Annotated in this window: 11 protein-coding genes and 1 pseudogene; 7 read left to right on the forward strand and 5 right to left on the reverse strand. The window is 73.4% G+C overall.

Annotated features, from left to right (window positions below; genetic code table 11):
* Positions 1 to 24: 24 nt before the first annotated feature.
* Positions 25 to 513, reverse strand: a complete 489-nt coding sequence (locus tag WA640_RS11865) for a MarR family winged helix-turn-helix transcriptional regulator (RefSeq protein WP_106363588.1) — start codon at positions 511 to 513, stop codon at positions 25 to 27.
* A gap of 91 nt (positions 514 to 604) precedes the next feature.
* On the opposite strand from WA640_RS11865, the gene WA640_RS11870 reads away from it, so the two are divergent.
* Positions 605 to 1,018 (forward strand): Rid family hydrolase, encoded by a 414-nt coding sequence (locus WA640_RS11870; RefSeq protein ID WP_335987858.1) that lies wholly within the window; start codon positions 605 to 607, stop codon positions 1,016 to 1,018.
* On the opposite strand, the gene WA640_RS11875 is transcribed toward WA640_RS11870, so the two are convergent.
* Positions 1,015 to 1,992, reverse strand: coding sequence for a GlxA family transcriptional regulator (locus WA640_RS11875; protein ID WP_335987859.1), 978 nt, complete (start codon positions 1,990 to 1,992; stop codon positions 1,015 to 1,017). The two genes, WA640_RS11870 and WA640_RS11875, sit on opposite strands and share 4 nt — an antisense overlap.
* A gap of 70 nt (positions 1,993 to 2,062) precedes the next feature.
* On the opposite strand from WA640_RS11875, the gene WA640_RS11880 reads away from it, so the two are divergent.
* Positions 2,063 to 3,349 (forward strand): MFS transporter, encoded by a 1,287-nt coding sequence (locus WA640_RS11880; protein WP_335987860.1) that lies wholly within the window; start codon positions 2,063 to 2,065, stop codon positions 3,347 to 3,349.
* Here the strand turns inward: WA640_RS11880 and WA640_RS11885 are convergent.
* Positions 3,318 to 4,550, reverse strand: coding sequence for an alpha-hydroxy acid oxidase (locus tag WA640_RS11885; RefSeq protein ID WP_335987861.1), 1,233 nt, complete (start codon positions 4,548 to 4,550; stop codon positions 3,318 to 3,320). The two genes, WA640_RS11880 and WA640_RS11885, sit on opposite strands and share 32 nt — an antisense overlap.
* 146 nt (positions 4,551 to 4,696) lie before the next feature.
* On the opposite strand from WA640_RS11885, the gene sigK reads away from it, so the two are divergent.
* The 4 genes from sigK to WA640_RS11905 all read left to right on the forward strand — a co-directional run bounded on the left by sigK (position 4,697) and on the right by WA640_RS11905 (position 8,340).
* The gene (gene sigK, locus WA640_RS11890) at positions 4,697 to 5,311 is read left to right on the forward strand and encodes an ECF RNA polymerase sigma factor SigK (RefSeq protein ID WP_106363937.1); all 615 of its coding nucleotides are present in this window, start codon (positions 4,697 to 4,699) and stop codon (positions 5,309 to 5,311) included.
* Positions 5,308 to 6,048 carry an anti-sigma factor gene (locus WA640_RS11895; protein WP_335987862.1) on the forward strand — a complete coding sequence of 247 codons (741 nt, stop codon included), beginning with the start codon at positions 5,308 to 5,310 and terminating at the stop codon, positions 6,046 to 6,048. Before sigK ends, WA640_RS11895 begins: the two co-directional genes overlap by 4 nt.
* Before the next feature lie 120 nt (positions 6,049 to 6,168).
* The gene (locus tag WA640_RS11900; protein WP_335987863.1) at positions 6,169 to 7,662 is read left to right on the forward strand and encodes a molybdopterin-dependent oxidoreductase; all 1,494 of its coding nucleotides are present in this window, start codon (positions 6,169 to 6,171) and stop codon (positions 7,660 to 7,662) included.
* A gap of 45 nt (positions 7,663 to 7,707) precedes the next feature.
* On the forward strand, positions 7,708 to 8,340 hold the full coding sequence (locus WA640_RS11905) for a fasciclin domain-containing protein (RefSeq protein WP_335987864.1): 633 nt from the start codon (positions 7,708 to 7,710) through the stop codon (positions 8,338 to 8,340).
* A 128-nt stretch (positions 8,341 to 8,468) separates the two neighbouring features.
* Here WA640_RS11905 and WA640_RS11910 read toward each other — a convergent pair whose 3' ends face one another.
* Positions 8,469 to 9,542, reverse strand: a complete 1,074-nt coding sequence (locus tag WA640_RS11910) for a hypothetical protein (protein ID WP_335987865.1) — start codon at positions 9,540 to 9,542, stop codon at positions 8,469 to 8,471.
* 99 nt (positions 9,543 to 9,641) lie between these two features.
* Positions 9,642 to 11,522, reverse strand: coding sequence for a potassium transporter Kup (locus WA640_RS11915; protein WP_442904750.1), 1,881 nt, complete (start codon positions 11,520 to 11,522; stop codon positions 9,642 to 9,644).
* Between the two features lie 280 nt (positions 11,523 to 11,802).
* On the opposite strand from WA640_RS11915, the pseudogene WA640_RS11920 reads away from it, so the two are divergent.
* Positions 11,803 to 16,368: pseudogene (locus WA640_RS11920) on the forward strand (ATP-dependent helicase); the annotation flags it as partial.
* Positions 16,369 to 16,811 lie beyond the last annotated feature (443 nt).

A 16,811-nucleotide genomic window follows, 5' to 3' on the forward strand; every position in this document is an offset into this window, starting at 1 on the left:
GCTGCAAGGCAAGCGCTTATCGACTCAGGCGAGGTCCACGGGCCGGACGCTGAGCTTCTCGGCGATCCGGGCGAGGGCGGCGTGGTCGTCGGCGTCGAGGAGGTCGAGCGCGGCCTCGCGGACGGCCCGCACGTGGACGGGCGCGGCGGCCTGGACGAGCCCGTACCCCGCATCGGTGAGGGCCGCGATCGTGTAGCGGCCGTCCTCGGGGTCGGGCGAGCGCTCCATCCAGCCGCGCTGCTCGAAGCGCTTGACCACGTTGGACAGGCGCGAGAGCGAGCCGTTCGCCAGGAACGCCAGCTCGCTCATGCGCAGGCGCCGCCCGGGGGCCTCGGAGACGTGGCTGAGGACCAGGTACTCGAAGAGGGTCAGCCCGCACTCCTTGTGGAGCGGGCCTTCGAGGCGCGGCGGGAGCATGTAGACGAGCGAGACGAGCCCGGTCCAGGCGTCCTTCTCGGCCGGGTCGAGCCAGCGGACCTGCTCGGACGCGGCGGTTCGGGGAGTCTCGGCCATGGCCGCAGTCTAACCGGCGGCCGTGACTTCACGCTTGAAGTCAAACCTGCTACGATGACTTCAAGCATGAAGTCAATCGGAAGGGGTCGCCATGAGCGAGCCGCAGTTCTTCATCACCCCCGGGGCCGGCGAGAAGCTGCACGGGATGCTCGGCTACAGCCAGGCCGTGCGCATCGGCGACCGCGTCGAGATCTCGGGCCAGGGCGGCTGGAACGACGACCTCGAATTCCCCGAGGACCTCGAAGATGAGATCGTGCGCGCCTTCGACAATGTCGAGCGCGTCCTCGCCGCGGCGGGCGCCACCTGGGCCGACGTGGTCCACGTGAACTCCTACCACCTGCCCGACGACCCCGCGTACATCGGCGAGCGCCCCGGCCGCGTCATGGCCGAGCAGTTCCGCAAGCGTATGAACGGGCGCGCCCCGATCTGGACCGAGCTCGGCGTCGCCGCCCTCGGCGCCCCCGGGATGCGCGTGGAGATCCGGGTGACCGCGGTCGTCGCTTAGCCCGCGAAGGTCCGGCGGTACGCGCTCGGCGTGACCCCAAGGGCCGCTTGAAAGTGCAGGCGCAGCGACGAGGCCGAGCCGAACCCGGCGCCGGCCGCCACGCGGTCGATCGGCTCGTCGCTGCGCTCCAGCAGGTGCCGCGCCCGCTCCAGGCGCTGGTGCAGGAGCCACCGCTGCGGCGACGTGCCGACCTCCTCGCGGAAGCGCCGCGTGAACGTGCGGACGCTCATCGCCTCGCACTCGGCGAGCTGCCGCAGCGTCAGCGGCTCGTGGAGGCGGGCGAGCGCCCACTCCCGCGCCCGCCCCGTCGAGGCCGACCCCGCCTCGGGTACCGGCCGCTCGATGTACTGGGCCTGGCCGCCGTCGCGGTGCGGCGGCACCACGGCCCGCCGCGCCACCCGGTTCGCCACGGCCACACCGAAATCGAGCCGCGTCATGTGCAGGCACAGGTCGAACCCGGAGGCCACGCCCGCCGAAGTGAGCACGCGCCCGTCCTCGGTGTACAGCACCTCCGGCTCCAGCCGCACCTTCGGATAGAGCCGCCGGAACCGCTCGGCCGCGTCCCAGTGCGTCGTCGCCGACCGCCCGTCGAGCATCCCCGCCGCGGCGAGCACGAACGACCCCGTGCAGATCGACGCGATCCGCGCCTCCGGCCGGATGCGCTCCAGCGCCGCGGCCACGTCGGCAGGCAGCCGCCCCGCCGTCCACGACTCGTCCGACTCGTGCGCCGAGGGCACCACGACCGTGTCGGCCTCCGCGAGCGCCTCCGGCCCGTGCTTGACGTTCACGGTGACGTCGGCGTCGGTGCGGATCTCGCCCGGCTCGGGCGCGCAGGTGACGACCTCGTACAGGTGCTCCCCGCCGGACTTCGCGGAGCCGAACACGCGGTGCGGGATGCCCAGCTCGACGGGGAGGAGCCCGTGCCGGACCAGGACCGCCACGCGGTGCCGCCCGGGATGCCGAAAGACGCTCATGGCCCGATCTTCGCACATGTTGGCCTGCGGGCCACTGGCCGCCCGGCCGCGGCTCGGCGAAGCTGTATCCATGTCCATCGCAGCCCCGGAAACCCCCGAGCAGACCAGACGCCGCACCGTCCACCGCGCGTGGTGGGTCGCCGCCGTCAGCTTCGTCGCCCTCGTCGGCGCGGCCGCCTTCCGCGCCACCCCGAGCGTCTTCATCGAGCCGCTCCACGCCGAGTTCGGCTGGTCCCACGGCACGATCTCCGCCGCCATCTCCGTGAACATCCTGCTCTACGGCCTGTTCTCGCCGTTCGCGTCCGCGCTCCAGGAGCGGTACGGGATCCGCCGCGTCGTGGCGATCGCCCTGGGCCTCATCGCCCTCGGCGGCGGCGCCACGGTCTTCATGACCGCGTCGTGGCAGCTGGTCCTGTGCTGGGGCTTCATCGTCGGCATCGGCACCGGGTCCATGGCGATGGCGTTCGTCGCCACGATCACCAACCGCTGGTTCATCGCCCGCCGCGGCCTCGTCAGCGGCATCCTCACCGCCGGCGGCGCGGCCGGGCAGCTCGTGTTCCTCCCGCTCGTCGGCCTCCTCGTCGAGGGCCCGGGCTGGCGCGCGGCCTCGCTCCTGGTGGCCGCCACCGCACTCGCGATGGTCCCGCTCGTCCTCCTCGTCGTGCGCGACCGGCCCGAGGACGTGGGCCTCACGCCCTTCGGCGCGGGCCCCGACTACACGACCCCCGCTCCCTCGACGCAGGGCGCGGCGAAGCGGGCCCTCGGCGGCCTGTGGCAGGCCAGCGGCTCCCGCGCGTTCTGGCTCCTGGCAGGCACGTTCGCGATCTGCGGCGCCTCCACGAACGGCCTCGTCGGTGCCCACTTCGTGCCCGCCGCCCACGACCACGGCATGCCTCTGACGGCCGCCGCGTCGCTCCTGGCGGTCATCGGTGTGGTCGACCTGATCGGCACGATCTTCTCCGGCTGGCTCACCGACCGGTTCGACCCGCGAATCCTGCTGGCGGTCTACTACGCGCTCCGCGGCCTCTCGCTGCTCGCGCTCCCGACCCTGTTCGCGGGCGACGTCAAGCCGCCGATGCTGTTCTTCATCGTCTTCTACGGCCTCGACTGGGTCGCGACGGTCCCGCCCACGATCGCGCTGTGCCGCGAGCACTTCGGCGAGGACGGCGCGGTCGTCTTCGGCTGGGTCCTCGCCTCCCACCAGGTCGGCGCGGCTCTCATCGCCTGGGGCGCGGGCTTCGTGCGCGACGCGACCGGGAACTACGACCCGGCGTGGTTCACCGCGGGAGCGCTGTGCGCGCTCGCCGCGGTGATGTCCCTCGCGATCAGACGCGTACCAGTCGCTGCAACTGCGTGACGTGTGCGGGTTCGAGTTCGTCGAGCGAGGCCACGCCGAGGAGGCGCATGGTCCGCTCGACTTCCTCGCGGAGGATGGCGATGGCGCGGTCGACGCCCTCGCGGCCTCCGGCCATGAGCCCGTAGAGGTAAGCGCGGCCGATCATGGTGTACCTGGCGCCCAGGGCCACTGAGGCGACGACGTCGGCGCCGGACATGATGCCGGTGTCCAGGTGCACCTCGATGTCGCCGCCGACCTCCTTGACCACGTGGGGGAGGAGGTGGAACGGGATCGGGGCGCGGTCGAGCTGGCGCCCGCCGTGGTTCGAGAGCGTCACGGCGTCGACGCCGAGGTCTGCGCAGCGCTTCGCGTCCGCGACGGTTTGGACGCCTTTGACGACGATTTTCCCGGGCCACTGCTCTTTGATCCACGCGAGGTCCGCGTAGTCGACCGTCGGGTCGAACATGGTGTCGAGCAGTTCGGCGATCGTCCCCGACCAGCGGTTGAGCGAGGCGAACGAGAGCGGCTCGGTGGTGAGCATGTCGAACCACCAGGCCGGGCGCGAAGCCATGTTGAAGAACGTCTTCGGGGTGATCGCGGGCGGGATCGAGAAGCCGTTGCGCTTGTCCCGCAGGCGGGCCCCGGCGACGGGCACGTCCACCGTCACCAGCAGCGTGTCGAACCCGGCCGCGGCGGCCCGCTCCACGAGGGCCATGGACCGGTCGCGGTCCTTCCACATGTACAGCTGGAACCAGTGGCGCCCTTCGGGACCGCCCGCGGCGGCGACGTCCTCGATCGGGGTCGTCCCCATCGTGGAGAGCGAGAACGGGATGCCCGCCGCGGCGGCCGCGCCTGCTCCGGCGGTCTCGCCTTCGGTGTGCATCATGCGGGTGAACCCGGTGGGGGCGATGCCGAACGGGAGTGCCGTGCGCTTCCCGAGCACGTCCCAGCCGGTGTCGACCTTCGAGACGTCGCGCAGGATCGCGGGGTGGAACTCGATGTCGGCGAACGCCTGCCGCGCCCGCGCGAGCGAGAGCTCGCCCTCGGCGGCGCCCTCGGTGTAGTCGAAGGCCGCGCGCGGGGTGCGCCGCTTGGCGATGGCGCGCAGGTCGGCGATGGTGAGCGCGGCGTTCAGACGCCGCCGCTTCGCGTTGAAGTCCGGTGTTTTGAAACGTATCAACGGCAAGAGGTCGTGGGGCCGGGGGAATTGTCGTTTCGTCATGGGAGGGCCTATCGGATGCGATGGTGAGGAGTCCGTCCGGGCCATTGTCGCCCGCCCCGAAATTGCTCCGTGACCGGACCCGTCCGCGAGCCGCTCGGCTCCGAATCGTGGTCGACCGGAGTTGACAAACCGAGCGGAGCATGATGATGTCCACAAGGGGGAATCCATCGGCCTGGGCCACAGGCGGACACCGGCGTACGGCGGTAGAGGAGGCGAGGATGCCCGCGCTCGAACAGCTGCTGCACGGCACGGCGCTGGGCGACGACGACGCGTTCGCGCGCCTCTACGACGAGGCCGCCCCGCGCGTCTACGGCCTGTGCCTGCGCGTCCTGCGCGACCCCGCGCAGGCCGAGGAGGTCGCGCAGGAGGTCCTCGTCGAAATCTGGCGCACCGCGACCCGCTTCGACCCCTCCCGCGGGTCCGCCGGCGCGTGGATCTCGACCATCGCGCACCGCCGCGCCGTCGACCGCGTCAGGTCCGCCCAGGCCTCCGGCGACCGCGAGCGCCGCGCCGCAGCCCAGTCCGAACCCGAGTACGACGCCGTCGCGGAGGCCGCCGCGACCCGCCTGGAGCACCGGCAGGTCCGCCGCTGCCTGGGGACCCTCACCGAGCTTCAGCGGCAGGCCGTCACCCTCGCCTACTACGGCGGCCACACCTACCGGCAGGTCGCGTCCCTGCTGGGCGCCGCCGTGCCCACCGTCAAGTCCCGCATCAGGGACGGCCTGCTCAAACTGCGCGACTGCCTGGAGGTGGCCCGATGAGCGCCGACGTCCACACTCTCATCGGCGCCTGGGCCGTCGACGCCCTCGACGATGACGAGCGCGCCGAAGTCGAGCACCACCTCGGCGAATGCGAATCCTGCGCCCAGGAGGCCGCCGAGCTGCGCGAGGCCGTCTGGCGTCTCTCCGACGTGACGATCGCCGACCCGCCCCCGCGGCTGCGCGCCCGCGTCCTCGCCGAGGTCGCCCGCACCCGCCAGGAGGCCCCCGAACCGCCCGCGGCCGAACCCCGCGCCGCGGCGCCGCGCCTGCGCCGCCACCGCGGGTTGCCGCGCCTGCGCCTCGCGCTCGCCGCCGGGGCCCTCGCCGCGGTCATGGCCGTCGTCGGCGGCATCGTCACCTGGTCCGTCATGCGCGACGCCGGACCGTCCCGGTCGGACCAGATCGCCGCGGTCCTCGAATCCGGGGACGCCGCGATCGGGTCGATCGCGGCCGACGGCGGCGGCAAGGTCAGCGTCGTGTACTCCGAGCAGCTCGACAAGGCCGTGGTGGTCCTCGCCGGGCTCGCCGCGATCGGCGAGGAGCGGTCCTACCAGATCTGGATGGTCGACCCCGAAGGCCAGGTCTCCGCGGGCGTCATGGACCCGGGCGACCGCTCCGCGACGATGCTCGTCGAAGGGCTCGGCGACGCCGAGCTCATCGGCGTCACCCAGGAGCCCGCAGGGGGTTCCGAGACGCCGACCCTCCCGCTGGTGGCAGGCGTCCCGCTGGAGGACTGACCCCCAGCCGACACGGGCCCGGCCGAACGGCCGGGCCCGCTTTCGCACCCGCCGGGAAAAACATCCGGAATTCTTTCCCCGCCGACCCATCCGCGGCCCGCCCGCCCCCGAATGAGGGGCATGAGACCGACCATCGCCGCCGCACTCGCCGGCATCGCCTGCGCCGCCGTCGCGGTCGCGACCGCGCAGCTCGCGGCCGCCGCCGTCGACCCCGGCAGCGCCCCGGTCGCGGCCGTCGGCGCCGCGGTGGTCGACGCGGTCCCCGAACCCGTCAAGGAGTTCGCGATCCGCACCTTCGGCGAGTACGACAAGCTCGCACTCCTGGCCGGGATCGGCACGGCGATCGCCGCGCTCGCCGCCGCGACCGGCGTCGCCGCCCGCCGTCGCCCCTGGACCGGGTACGCGGTCCTGGCCCTCCTCGGCGGGGCGGGCGCGGCAGCCGCCCTCGCCCGCCCCGCCGCCTCCCCGTCGTGGGCGGTCCCGTCCCTCGTGGGCGCCGCCTGCGGCGCGGGCGTCCTCGCGATGCTGCTCCGCGAACGCCCGGACGGCTCCGCCGCGCCCGGCCGGGCCGTCGACCGCCGGGGCGTCCTCATCGCCCTCGGCGGCGCCGGGCTGGCCGGCGCGGCGGGCTGGCGGCTCACCGGCACCTCGGACCTCGAAGACGCCCGCGCCGCGGTCGACCTGCCCGCGCCCGTCGACGTCGGGCCCGCGGGCGCCGGCCTCGACGTGGACGGCCTCACCCCCTATCTGACGCCGAACGCCGACTTCTACCGCGTCGACACCGCCCTGGTCCTGCCGCGTCTCCTCCCCGAGGACTACCGGCTCCGCATCACCGGCCGCGTCGCGAACCCCATGGAGCTGTCCTATAGAGACCTCCTGGACCGCGGTCTGGTCGAACGCGAGATCACGATCTCCTGCGTCTCCAACGAGGTCGGCGGGAACCTCGCCGGGAACGCGCGCTGGCTCGGCGTGCCGCTCGCCGACCTCCTCGCCGAGGCCGGTCCCGAACCCGGTGCGGACCAGGTGGTCTCGCGCTCGGCCGACGGCTGGACCGCGGGCACGCCGACCGCGGTCTGCACCGACGGGCGCGACGCGCTCGTGGCCGTCGGCATGAACGGCCGCCCGCTCCCGCTGGAGCACGGCTTCCCGGTGCGCATGATCGTCCCCGGCTTGTACGGGTACGTCTCGGCCACCAAGTGGCTCGTCGAGATCGAGCTGTCGTCCTTCGCGGACTTCGACGCCTACTGGGTCCGCCGCGACTGGGACGCGCAGGCGCCGGTCAAGACCTTCTCGCGCATCGACACGCCCAAGCCGCTCGCCACGGTCGCCGCCGGGCCAGTCACCGTCGCCGGGGTCGCCTGGGCCCAGCACCGCGGCATCGCCCGCGTCGAGGTCCGCGCCGACGGGGGCCCCTGGAACGAGGCCGAACTCGCGCCCGTCATCGGCGACGACACGTGGCGCCAGTGGAAGTGGACCTGGGACGCGTCTCCCGGCCGCCGCACCTTGGAGGTACGCGCCACCGACGGCGACGGCGCCGTCCAGACCGCGGAGCGGGCCGCGCCCTTCCCGAACGGTGCCACCGGATGGCACTCCATCGTCTTGAACGCCGAATGAACCGCGGGGCGCGACCGCGCCCCGAACCGACAGAGAGGCAAGACCATGAACACTCGACTGCTCACCCGTGCAGGCGCCGTGCTGGCCGCGGCCGGATGCGCCTTCGTCTTCACCGCGTGCGGCTCCGGCGACGAGACCTCGAACGAGGACGCCACGTCCAGTGCGGAGTCGGCGCAGGAGGAGACCACCGAGGAGACGCCCGTCTCCGGCGAGTTTGGCGCCGCGTGCTCCGCGGTCCCCGCCGACGGCGAGGGCTCGTTCACCGGCATGGCCGACGACCCGGTCGCGACCGCCGCGAGCAACAACCCGGTCCTGTCCACACTGGTCACCGCGGTGACCGAGGCCGGGCTCGTCGACACGCTCAACACCGCCGAGGACATCACCGTGTTCGCGCCCACGGACGACGCGTTCGCGAAGATCCCGGAGGCGGACCTCCAGGCCGTCCTGGCCGACACCGAGACGCTCACGTCGATCCTCACCTACCACGTGGTCGCCGGGCGCCTCGCGCCCGAGGACCTCGCGGGCGAGCACGCGACCCTCCAGGGCGGGAACCTGACGGTCGAGGGCTCCGGCGAGGACTTCACCGTGAACGGCGAGGCCGCCGTGGTCTGCGGCAACGTCCAGACCGCGAACGCCACCGTGTACATCATCGACACGGTCCTCATGCCCGCCCAGTGATGTCCGGGGCCCGCCGCACGGCGAGTCCCGGAGTGCAGGCCGCCCGGACCCGGTCCAAAGCGGGGCGGCCTGCTTCGAGAGACGACGGGGCCGGGCGCCCGAAAGGGGCGCCCGGCCCCGTCGTGCCGCTACCCGCAGGTCCAGGTGACGGCCTTGAGGATGTGCCAGCCGTACTCGTCCTCGCCCGCATAGACGTGGCCCGCGATGAGCGAGCCGTCGGGGCTGATCTCCACGGCGGAGTCGCCGAAGTAGTTGTCGGCGGGGTCGGTCACCCCGGGCAGCTCGACGGGCTTGCCGTCGACCTCCTGGTAGGCCGCGAACGGGTCGGTGTCGCCGACCGCGGTGCCCTCGCCGTTGATCCCCGCGGCGGTGCCCAGGCCGAGCACTTCCGCGGTGCCGTCGGCGAGGTTCCAGCGGATGCCGGTGGTGGCGTCGGGCGTGTTGAGGTAACCGCCGATCCAGCCGTCGGTGATCTGGTTGGGGTACGAGTGCGCGGTCGCCGGGTCGACGCCTTCGGGCATCGGGAGGTCCTCGCCGGTGCCGTCCGAGTGCCACACGTACGGCTTGAAGTTGCCGGTGCCGGCCTCCTCGTAGAAGCCGACGACGGTGCCGTCGGCGTCGATCGCGCGGGCCTGCCCGGAGGTCGCATTGGCGGGCAGCGCCAGCACGGCGGGCTCCTTCTCGCCGTCGCGCCAGATCACCGGCGTGTTCGGGAACTGGCCCTGGAAGCCGACGATGTCGCCGTCCTCGTTGACGCCGTAGGCGGCCCCGCCGTCCTCGGCGGGCAGTTCGGCGACCTTGCCGTCGCGGTACACGTACGGCAGCTCGACGCCGTCGAGGAAGGTCAGGCCGACGCCCAGGCCCGCGGAGTTGACGTCGGCGACCTGCTGGTCCTCGCCGGGGATCGGCACCTCGGTCATCTCGCCGTCCTGGAACAGCAGGGGGTACCGCTCGTAGCCGCCCTGCCCGGCCGGGTAGGCCCGGTAGGCGATGACGGAGCCGTCGGGGCTCATGCCGGTGACGAAGCTGAAGTACAGGCCCTTGGGCATCGGCAGCTCCTGGAGGATGCACGCCTCCGGCTGCGCGGCGGCCGCGGCCTGGGCCGGGAGGACTGCGGCGCCCGCGGCCGCGGCGAAAGCGACCGCCGAGACGGCCGCCTTGCGCCAGGGGGATTCGAAGGGGTGTCGGACGGAGTCGGTCACGTCGTGGTCCTTTCGCGTGGGGGCCCGGGGCGATGGCCCCGGGCATACCCAAGACGCCGGACGAACCGTCCTAAGTTGCACGCAAGCGCGTGAACCCCCTCAGACCTCGATGTGCGAGCCGATGATCATCGTGCGCTCGCGCGGGAGGCGGAAGTGCTCGGCGGCGTCGGCGGTGATGTGGGACGTGGCGATGAACAGGTGCTTGCGCCAGGTCGCCATCGTGCGGGCCTTGCCGGGCTTGAGCTGGATCGTCGACAGGAAGTACGTGGCCCGGTGGAGGTTGAGGCGGCGGCCCTCGGCCTGCTCGGGCTCGATCCCTTCGAGCGCGCGCGGCACGTCCGGGGTCTCCATGTAGCCGAAGCGGGCGGTCACGTGCATGACCCCGTCCCGGTCGTCGCCGAGCTGGTCGACGGTGAGCCGGTCGTCCTCGCCGACCCGCGGGACCGGCTCGGTGACCACCGAGAGGATCACGATCTGCGAGTGCCGGGCGTGGTTCTGCTCCAGGTTGGAGCGCATGGCGAGGGGCGCGGAGTGCTTGCCGCGGTCGAGGAACACGGCGGTGCCGGGGACGCGCGCGACCTTCGGCTCGCCCTCGCGGAGCTTCTCGACGAACTCCAGGAGCGAGCCCTCGCGGCTCTCGCGCTCGAACGTGACGACCTCGCGGCCCTTCTGCCAGGTGATCATGACGGTGAACGCGAGCACGCCGATGAGCAGCGGCAGCCACGCGCCGTGGATGATCTTCGTCGAGCTGGCCGACAAGAACGCCAGGTCGATCGCGAGGAGCAGGCCGCCGCCGAGCGCCAGCGCCCAGCGCGGCGCGCCCCAGCGGATGCGCGCGACGTACAGGAACAGCAGCGACACGATGGTGATCGTCCCGATCACGGCCATGCCGTACGCGAACGCGAGCGCCTCGGAGGTGCGGAACGCGAACACCAGGACCAGCACGGACACCATGAGCAGCCAGTTGATCCACGGCACGTAGATCTGCCCGTACTGGTGCTCGGAGGTGTGTGCGATCCGCAGCCGCGGCAGGTAGCCGAGTTCGGAGGCCTGCGAGGCGACGGAGAACGCGCCGGAGATGACGGCCTGCGCGGCGATCACGGTGGCGACGGTGGTGAAGACCAGCAGCGGGATGCGCAGGAACTCGGGGGCGAGGAGGAAGAACGACCCGGCGACGTTCCCGGAGTCCTCCAGGATGAGCGCGCCCTGGCCCATGTAGTTGAGCATCACCGACGGGAAGACGACGGCGATCCAGGCGCGGGAGATGGGCTTGCGCCCGAAGTGGCCCATGTCGGCGTAGAGCGCCTCGGCGCCGGTGAAGGTGAGGATGACGGCGGCGAGCGCGAAGAACGCGACGCCGAAGTTCCCGAACACGAAGTCGATCGCGTAGGTGGGGGAGAGGGCCCGGAGGATCTCGGGGTTCCCGGCGATGCCGCCGATGCCGAAGAGCGCGAGGGTGGCGAACCAGACGGCCATGATCGGGCCGAACCAGCGGCCGATGACGTGCGTGCCGCGCTTCTGGAACGCGAACAGCAGCACGATGATGACGGCGGTCGCGGGGATGATGGCCGCTTCGAGGCCCGACGACACGGTCTTGACGCCCTCGACGGCGGAGAGGACCGAGATCGCGGGGGTGATCATGGAGTCGCCGAGGAACAGGGCCGCGCCGAAGATGCCGAGCGCGGCGAGCGCGAACGCGGCCTTGCGGCCGCGGCTGTCGACCTGGCGGCGCAGGAGGGTGATGAGCGCCATGATGCCGCCCTCGCCGTCGTTGTCGGCGCGCATCGCCAGGCCCACGTAGAAGACCGTGACGATGATCGTGACCGACCAGAAGATGAGGGAGACGATCCCGAAGACGTTCTCCGTGTTCACCGGGACCGGGTGCGGGTCGCCGGGGTTGAAGATCGTCTGGAGGGCGTAGATGGGGCTGGTCCCGATGTCGCCGTAGACGACTCCGAGTGCGCCGAGGAACAGCCCCATGCGCAGCGGCCCGCCTTTCAAGGCATGCGCGTGCGCCGGGTCGGCCGGTTCCTGGTCCAGCCTGCCCTCGCTGGTTTGAGCGGTCACGTGTGCTCCCTTCCGGTGCCGCACGCTAGCGCGAACCGGGGGCCGATTGCCCGGTCCGGAGGCCGTTGACGCGAATCCATACGCGTTCTTGACGCCCGTTGTGATGTTCCATACGCGTTCTTGACGCATGTCTGAAAGGTTTCGGACGGCGAACCGGGGGTCCGTGTCGGTCCTCGGGGGCACCATTGACGGCATGTCCCGTCGAGAGCCGAACACCGCGCCGCACCCGTCGCTCGCGCGGTTCTCCCCGGCCACCGCCTCGTGGTTCGCGCAGACGTTCGGCGACCCGACGCCCGCGCAGCAGGGTGCGTGGGAGGCGCTCGCGGAGGACCGGGACGTCCTCGTCGTGGCGCCCACCGGCTCGGGCAAGACCCTCGCCGCGTTCCTGTCGGCTCTTGACGCGCTCGCGACGGCCCCGGTGCCCGCCGAGCCCAAGGAGCGCTGCCGCGTCCTCTACATCTCGCCGCTGAAGGCCCTCGGCGTCGACGTCGAGCGCAACCTCGCCGCGCCCCGCGACGGCATCCGCGCCGAGGCCCGCCGCCTGGGCCTGCCCGAACCGGACGTGCGCACCGCGATCCGCTCGGGCGACACCCCGCAGGCCGAGCGCCGCTCGATCGCGAACCGGCCCCCCGACATCCTCATCACCACGCCCGAGTCGCTGTTCCTGATGCTCACCTCCGGCGCCCGCGACGCGCTCGCGGGCGTGGAGACCGTGATCCTCGACGAGGTCCACGCCGTCGCGGGCACCAAGCGCGGCGCGCACCTCGCGCTCTCCCTTGAGCGCCTGGACGCCCGCCTGGCCCGGCCCGCGCGCCGCATCGGCCTCTCCGCGACCGTGCGGCCCGTCGCAGAGGTCGCCCGGTTCCTCTCGCCGCGCCACGACGTGGCGATCGTGCAGCCGCCCTCCGAGAAGCGCTGGGACCTGCAAGTGGTCGTCCCCGTCGAGGACATGGCCGCGCTCGGCGACGCGCCCGTCGCGCCCACCGCGTCCGCGGCCCGCTCGGCCGGGTCCATCTGGCCGCACGTGGAGGAGCGGATCGTCGACCTCGTCGAGGCCCACCGCTCGACCATCGTCTTCGCGAACGCCCGCCGCGTCGCCGAACGGCTCTCCAACCGCCTCAACGAGATCGAGTACGAGCGCCGCCACGGCGAACCGCTGCCCGAGTCGCACGGGCCCGCCGCGGCCATGGGCGGCTCCGGGGCCGCCGCCGGGGCCCCGCCGGTCCTGTCGCGCACCCACCACGGCTCGATCTCCAAGGAGCAGCGCGCCGAAGTGGAAGGCGACCTCAAGGCCGGGCGGCTGCCCGCCGTCGTCGCCACCTCCAGCCTGGAACTGGGCATCGACATGGGCGCCGTCGACCTCGTCGTCCAGGTGGAGGCGCCCCCGTCGGTCGCCTCCGGCCTCCAGCGCGTCGGCCGCGCCGGGCACCAGGTCGGGGCGGTCTCGCGCGGCGTGTTCTTCCCGAAGGTCCGCTCCGACCTCATCCAGTCCGCGGTCGTCGCCGAGCGCATGAAGGCGGGCGCCATCGAGGCGCTCCGCGTCCCCGCCAACCCGCTCGACGTCCTCGCCCAGCAGCTCGTCGCCATGGCCGCCATGGACGAGTGGGACGTGGGCGACCTCCTCGACCTGGTCCGCCGCGCCGCCCCCTTCGCGACCCTCCCCGACTCCGCGTTCGACGCGGTCCTCGACATGCTCGCGGGCCGCTACCCCTCCGACGCGTTCGCCGAGCTGCGCCCGCGCCTGGTCTGGGACCGCAACGCGGGCACCGTCACCGGCCGCCCCGGCGCCCAGCGCCTCGCCGTCACCTCCGGCGGCACCATCCCCGACCGCGGCCTCTTCGGGGTGTTCTTGACGGGCGCCGCGACCGGACGCGGCGGCGGCCGCGTCGGCGAACTCGACGAGGAGATGGTCTACGAGTCCCGCGTCGGCGACGTCTTCACCCTCGGCACCTCCTCGTGGCGCATCGAGGAGATCACCCGCGACCGCGTCATGGTCTCGCCCGCGCCCGGCGTGCCCGGCCGCCTCCCGTTCTGGCACGGCGACGGCCTCGGCCGCCCCCTCGAACTCGGCCGCGCCCTCGGCGCATTCGTGCGCGAACTCTCCAGCATGGACGACGAGGCCGCGCACGCCCGCCTCGCCGCCGCCGGACTCGACGACTCCGCCGCCCGCAACGCCATCGCCTACCTCGCCGAGCAGCGCGAGGCCACCGGCCTCGTCCCCGACGACCGCACCGTCCTCATCGAGCGGTTCCGCGACGAGACCGGCGACTGGCGCGTCGTGATCCACTCCCCGTTCGGCGCCCAGGTCCACGCCCCCTGGGCCCTCGCCCTCGGCGAGCGCCTCCGCGACCGCCACGGCCTCGACCCGCAGCTCATGCACCACGACGACGGCATCGTCCTGCGCCTGCCCGACACCGGCGACGCCGAACCGGCCCTCCACGCCGACGACCTCGCCTTCGACCCCGCCGCGATCGGCGACACCGTCACCCGCGCCGTCTCCGGCTCCTCGCTCTTCGCCTCCCGCTTCCGCGAGGCCGCCTCCCGCGCACTCCTGCTCCCGCACCGCCAGCCCGGCAAACGCCAGCCCCTGTGGCAGCAGCGCCTGCGCTCCTCGCAGCTCCTCGAAGTCGCCGGGCGCTTCCCCACCTTCCCGATCATCCTCGAAGCCGTCCGCGAAGTCCTCCAGGACGTCTACGACGTCCCCGGCCTCACCGACCTCATGGCCGACCTCCAGACCCGGGACGTGCGCCTCGTCGAGGTCACCACCGCCGAGCCCTCCCCGTTCGCCCGGTCCCTCCTCTTCGGCTACGTCGCCCAGTTCATGTACGAGGGGGACACGCCGCTCGCCGAACGCCGCGCCGCCGCCCTCTCCCTCGACTCGCGCCTCCTCGCCGACCTCCTCGGCCAGGTCGAGCTGCGCGACCTCCTCGACCCCGGCGTCCTCGCCGACGTCGAAGCGGAGCTCCAGCGGCGCACCTACCCCGCCCGCGACGCCGAGAGCGTCGCCGACCTCCTCCGCGTCCTCGGCCCCCTCACCCCCGCCGAACTCGCCGAACGCGGCGCCGAAGCCGCCTGGGCCGAGACCCTCGAAGCCGCGGGCCGCGCGATCCGCGTCGACATCGCCGGGCACACCCATTGGGCCGCAGTCGAAGACGCCGGACGGCTCCGCGACGCCCTCGGCACCGCGATCCCCGCCGGACTCCCCGCCGCGTTCACCGAACCCGCCGACGACCCCCTCGGCGACCTTCTCGCCCGCTACGTCCGCACCCACGGCCCCTTCACCACCGCCGACGCCGCCGCCCGCTTCGGCCTCGGCGGGGCCGTCGCCGAGCGCGCCCTCCGCGACCTCGGCCTCGTGGAAGGCGAGTTCCGGCCCGGCGGCGAGCACCGCGAATGGTGCGACGCCGACGTGCTGCGCCGCCTGCGCCGCCGCTCCCTCGCCGCGCTCCGCAAGGAGCTCGAACCCGTCCCGCCCGCCGCGCTCGCCGAGTTCCTGCCGCGCTGGCAGCACGTCGGCGGCAAGTCCGCCGAGGACGACCGCCTCGAAGGCGTCGACGGCCTCGCCCGCGCGATCGAGCAGCTCCAGGGCGCGGCCGTGCCCGCCTCCGCACTGGAGTCCCTGATCCTGCCCTCGCGCGTGGCCGACTACCGCCCGGCGATGCTCGACGAGCTGACCGCCTCCGGCGAGGTCCTATGGGCCGGTGCCGGTTCGCTCCCCGGCAACGACGGCTGGATCGCGCTCTACCCGGCCGAGACCGCCCCGCTGCTCCTCCCGCCGCCCGGCGATGCACCGACCGGCCTGCACGCCGCGGTCCTCGACGCGCTCGACGGCGGCTACGGGCTCTTCTACCGCCAGCTCGCCGACCGCGTCCGCGAGCACACCGAAACGAACGACGCCGATCTCACCGCGGCCCTGTGGGACCTCGCCTGGACCGGCCGGGTCGCGAACGACACGCTCGCGCCGCTGCGCGCGCTCCTCGGCTCGGGCCGCACGGCCGGATCGACCGCACACCGGGCCCGCCGCGCGGCCCCGCGCGCCCGCTACGGTGGCGGCTGGCGCGACCTGCGCCAGCAGCAGGGCCCCGTCAGCGGCCCCACAGTGGCCGGTCGCTGGTCGCTCCTCCCCGCACCGGAACCGGACCCTACGGTGCGCGCCCACGCGCTCGCCCACACGCTGCTCGACCGGCACGGGGTCGTCACCCGCGGCGCGGTCGCGGCCGAAGGCGTCGAAGGCGGCTTCGCGAAGGTCTACCGGGTCCTGTCGGTCTTCGAGGAGTCCGGTCGCGCCCGCCGCGGCTACGTCGTCGAAGGCCTCGGCGCGGCCCAGTTCGCGATGGAAGGCGCGGTGGACCGCCTGCGAGCCATGGCGAACCGTGCCGACGGCACGGCCGTCGTCCTCGCCGCTTCCGACCCCGCGAACGCTTACGGCGCGGCCCTGCCCTGGCCCGACACCGACGGCCACAAGCCCGGCCGCAAAGCCGGGTCCCTCGTGGTCCTCGTCGGCGGCGACCTCGCCCTCTACGTCGAGCGCGGCGGCCGGACCCTCATCGCCTGGCCCGCGACCGACGCCGCGGACCTCTCGGCCGACCCGCGCCTGAGCGCCGCCGCCGCGGCCCTCGCCGACGCCGTGCGCGAAGGGCGCACCGGGCCGCTCCACATCGAACGCGTCAACGACGCCTACGCCCCCGGCTCCACGCTCGCCGCCGCGTTGCAGGAGGCGGGCTTCCACGCCACGCCGCAGGGGTTCCGGCTGCGGTCGTTAGGGACGCAGCAGCGCCAGGTCCTCGCCCCACGAGTCGAGGTCGTCGCCGAACCCTGCGGCGCGGGCCCTGCCGTCGACCTCGGCGAACAGCTCGCGCTGGCGGTCGAGCGATCCGGTCGCCGCGACGGCGCGGAGCGACTTCAGCAGTGCCGCGGTCTCCCAGTCCGGCAGCGGGAACCGCTCCAGCTCCCACTCCAGGTACCGGTTGTAGGGGCGCGGGCGCCGGTCGACCGCGAACAGGTGGTCGAGGAGGTACCCCAGGCTCTCGGTCGCGTCGAGCCGGGCGGCGAGGACGAGGTCGTCGCGGTGGTTCTTGGCCGACCGGTAGAGCAGGTTCACGTAGCCGTCGAGGCTCTCGGACGCGAGTGCGCGGGCCGCTTCGGCGCCGAGCGTCCGCTTCTCGGCGACGAGTGCGGCGATCCCGCCGTCGAGCCGGTCGA

This window comes from Glycomyces sp. MUSA5-2 (genome assembly GCF_037034145.1).
GTDB lineage: Bacteria > Actinomycetota > Actinomycetes > Mycobacteriales > Micromonosporaceae > Glycomyces > Glycomyces artemisiae.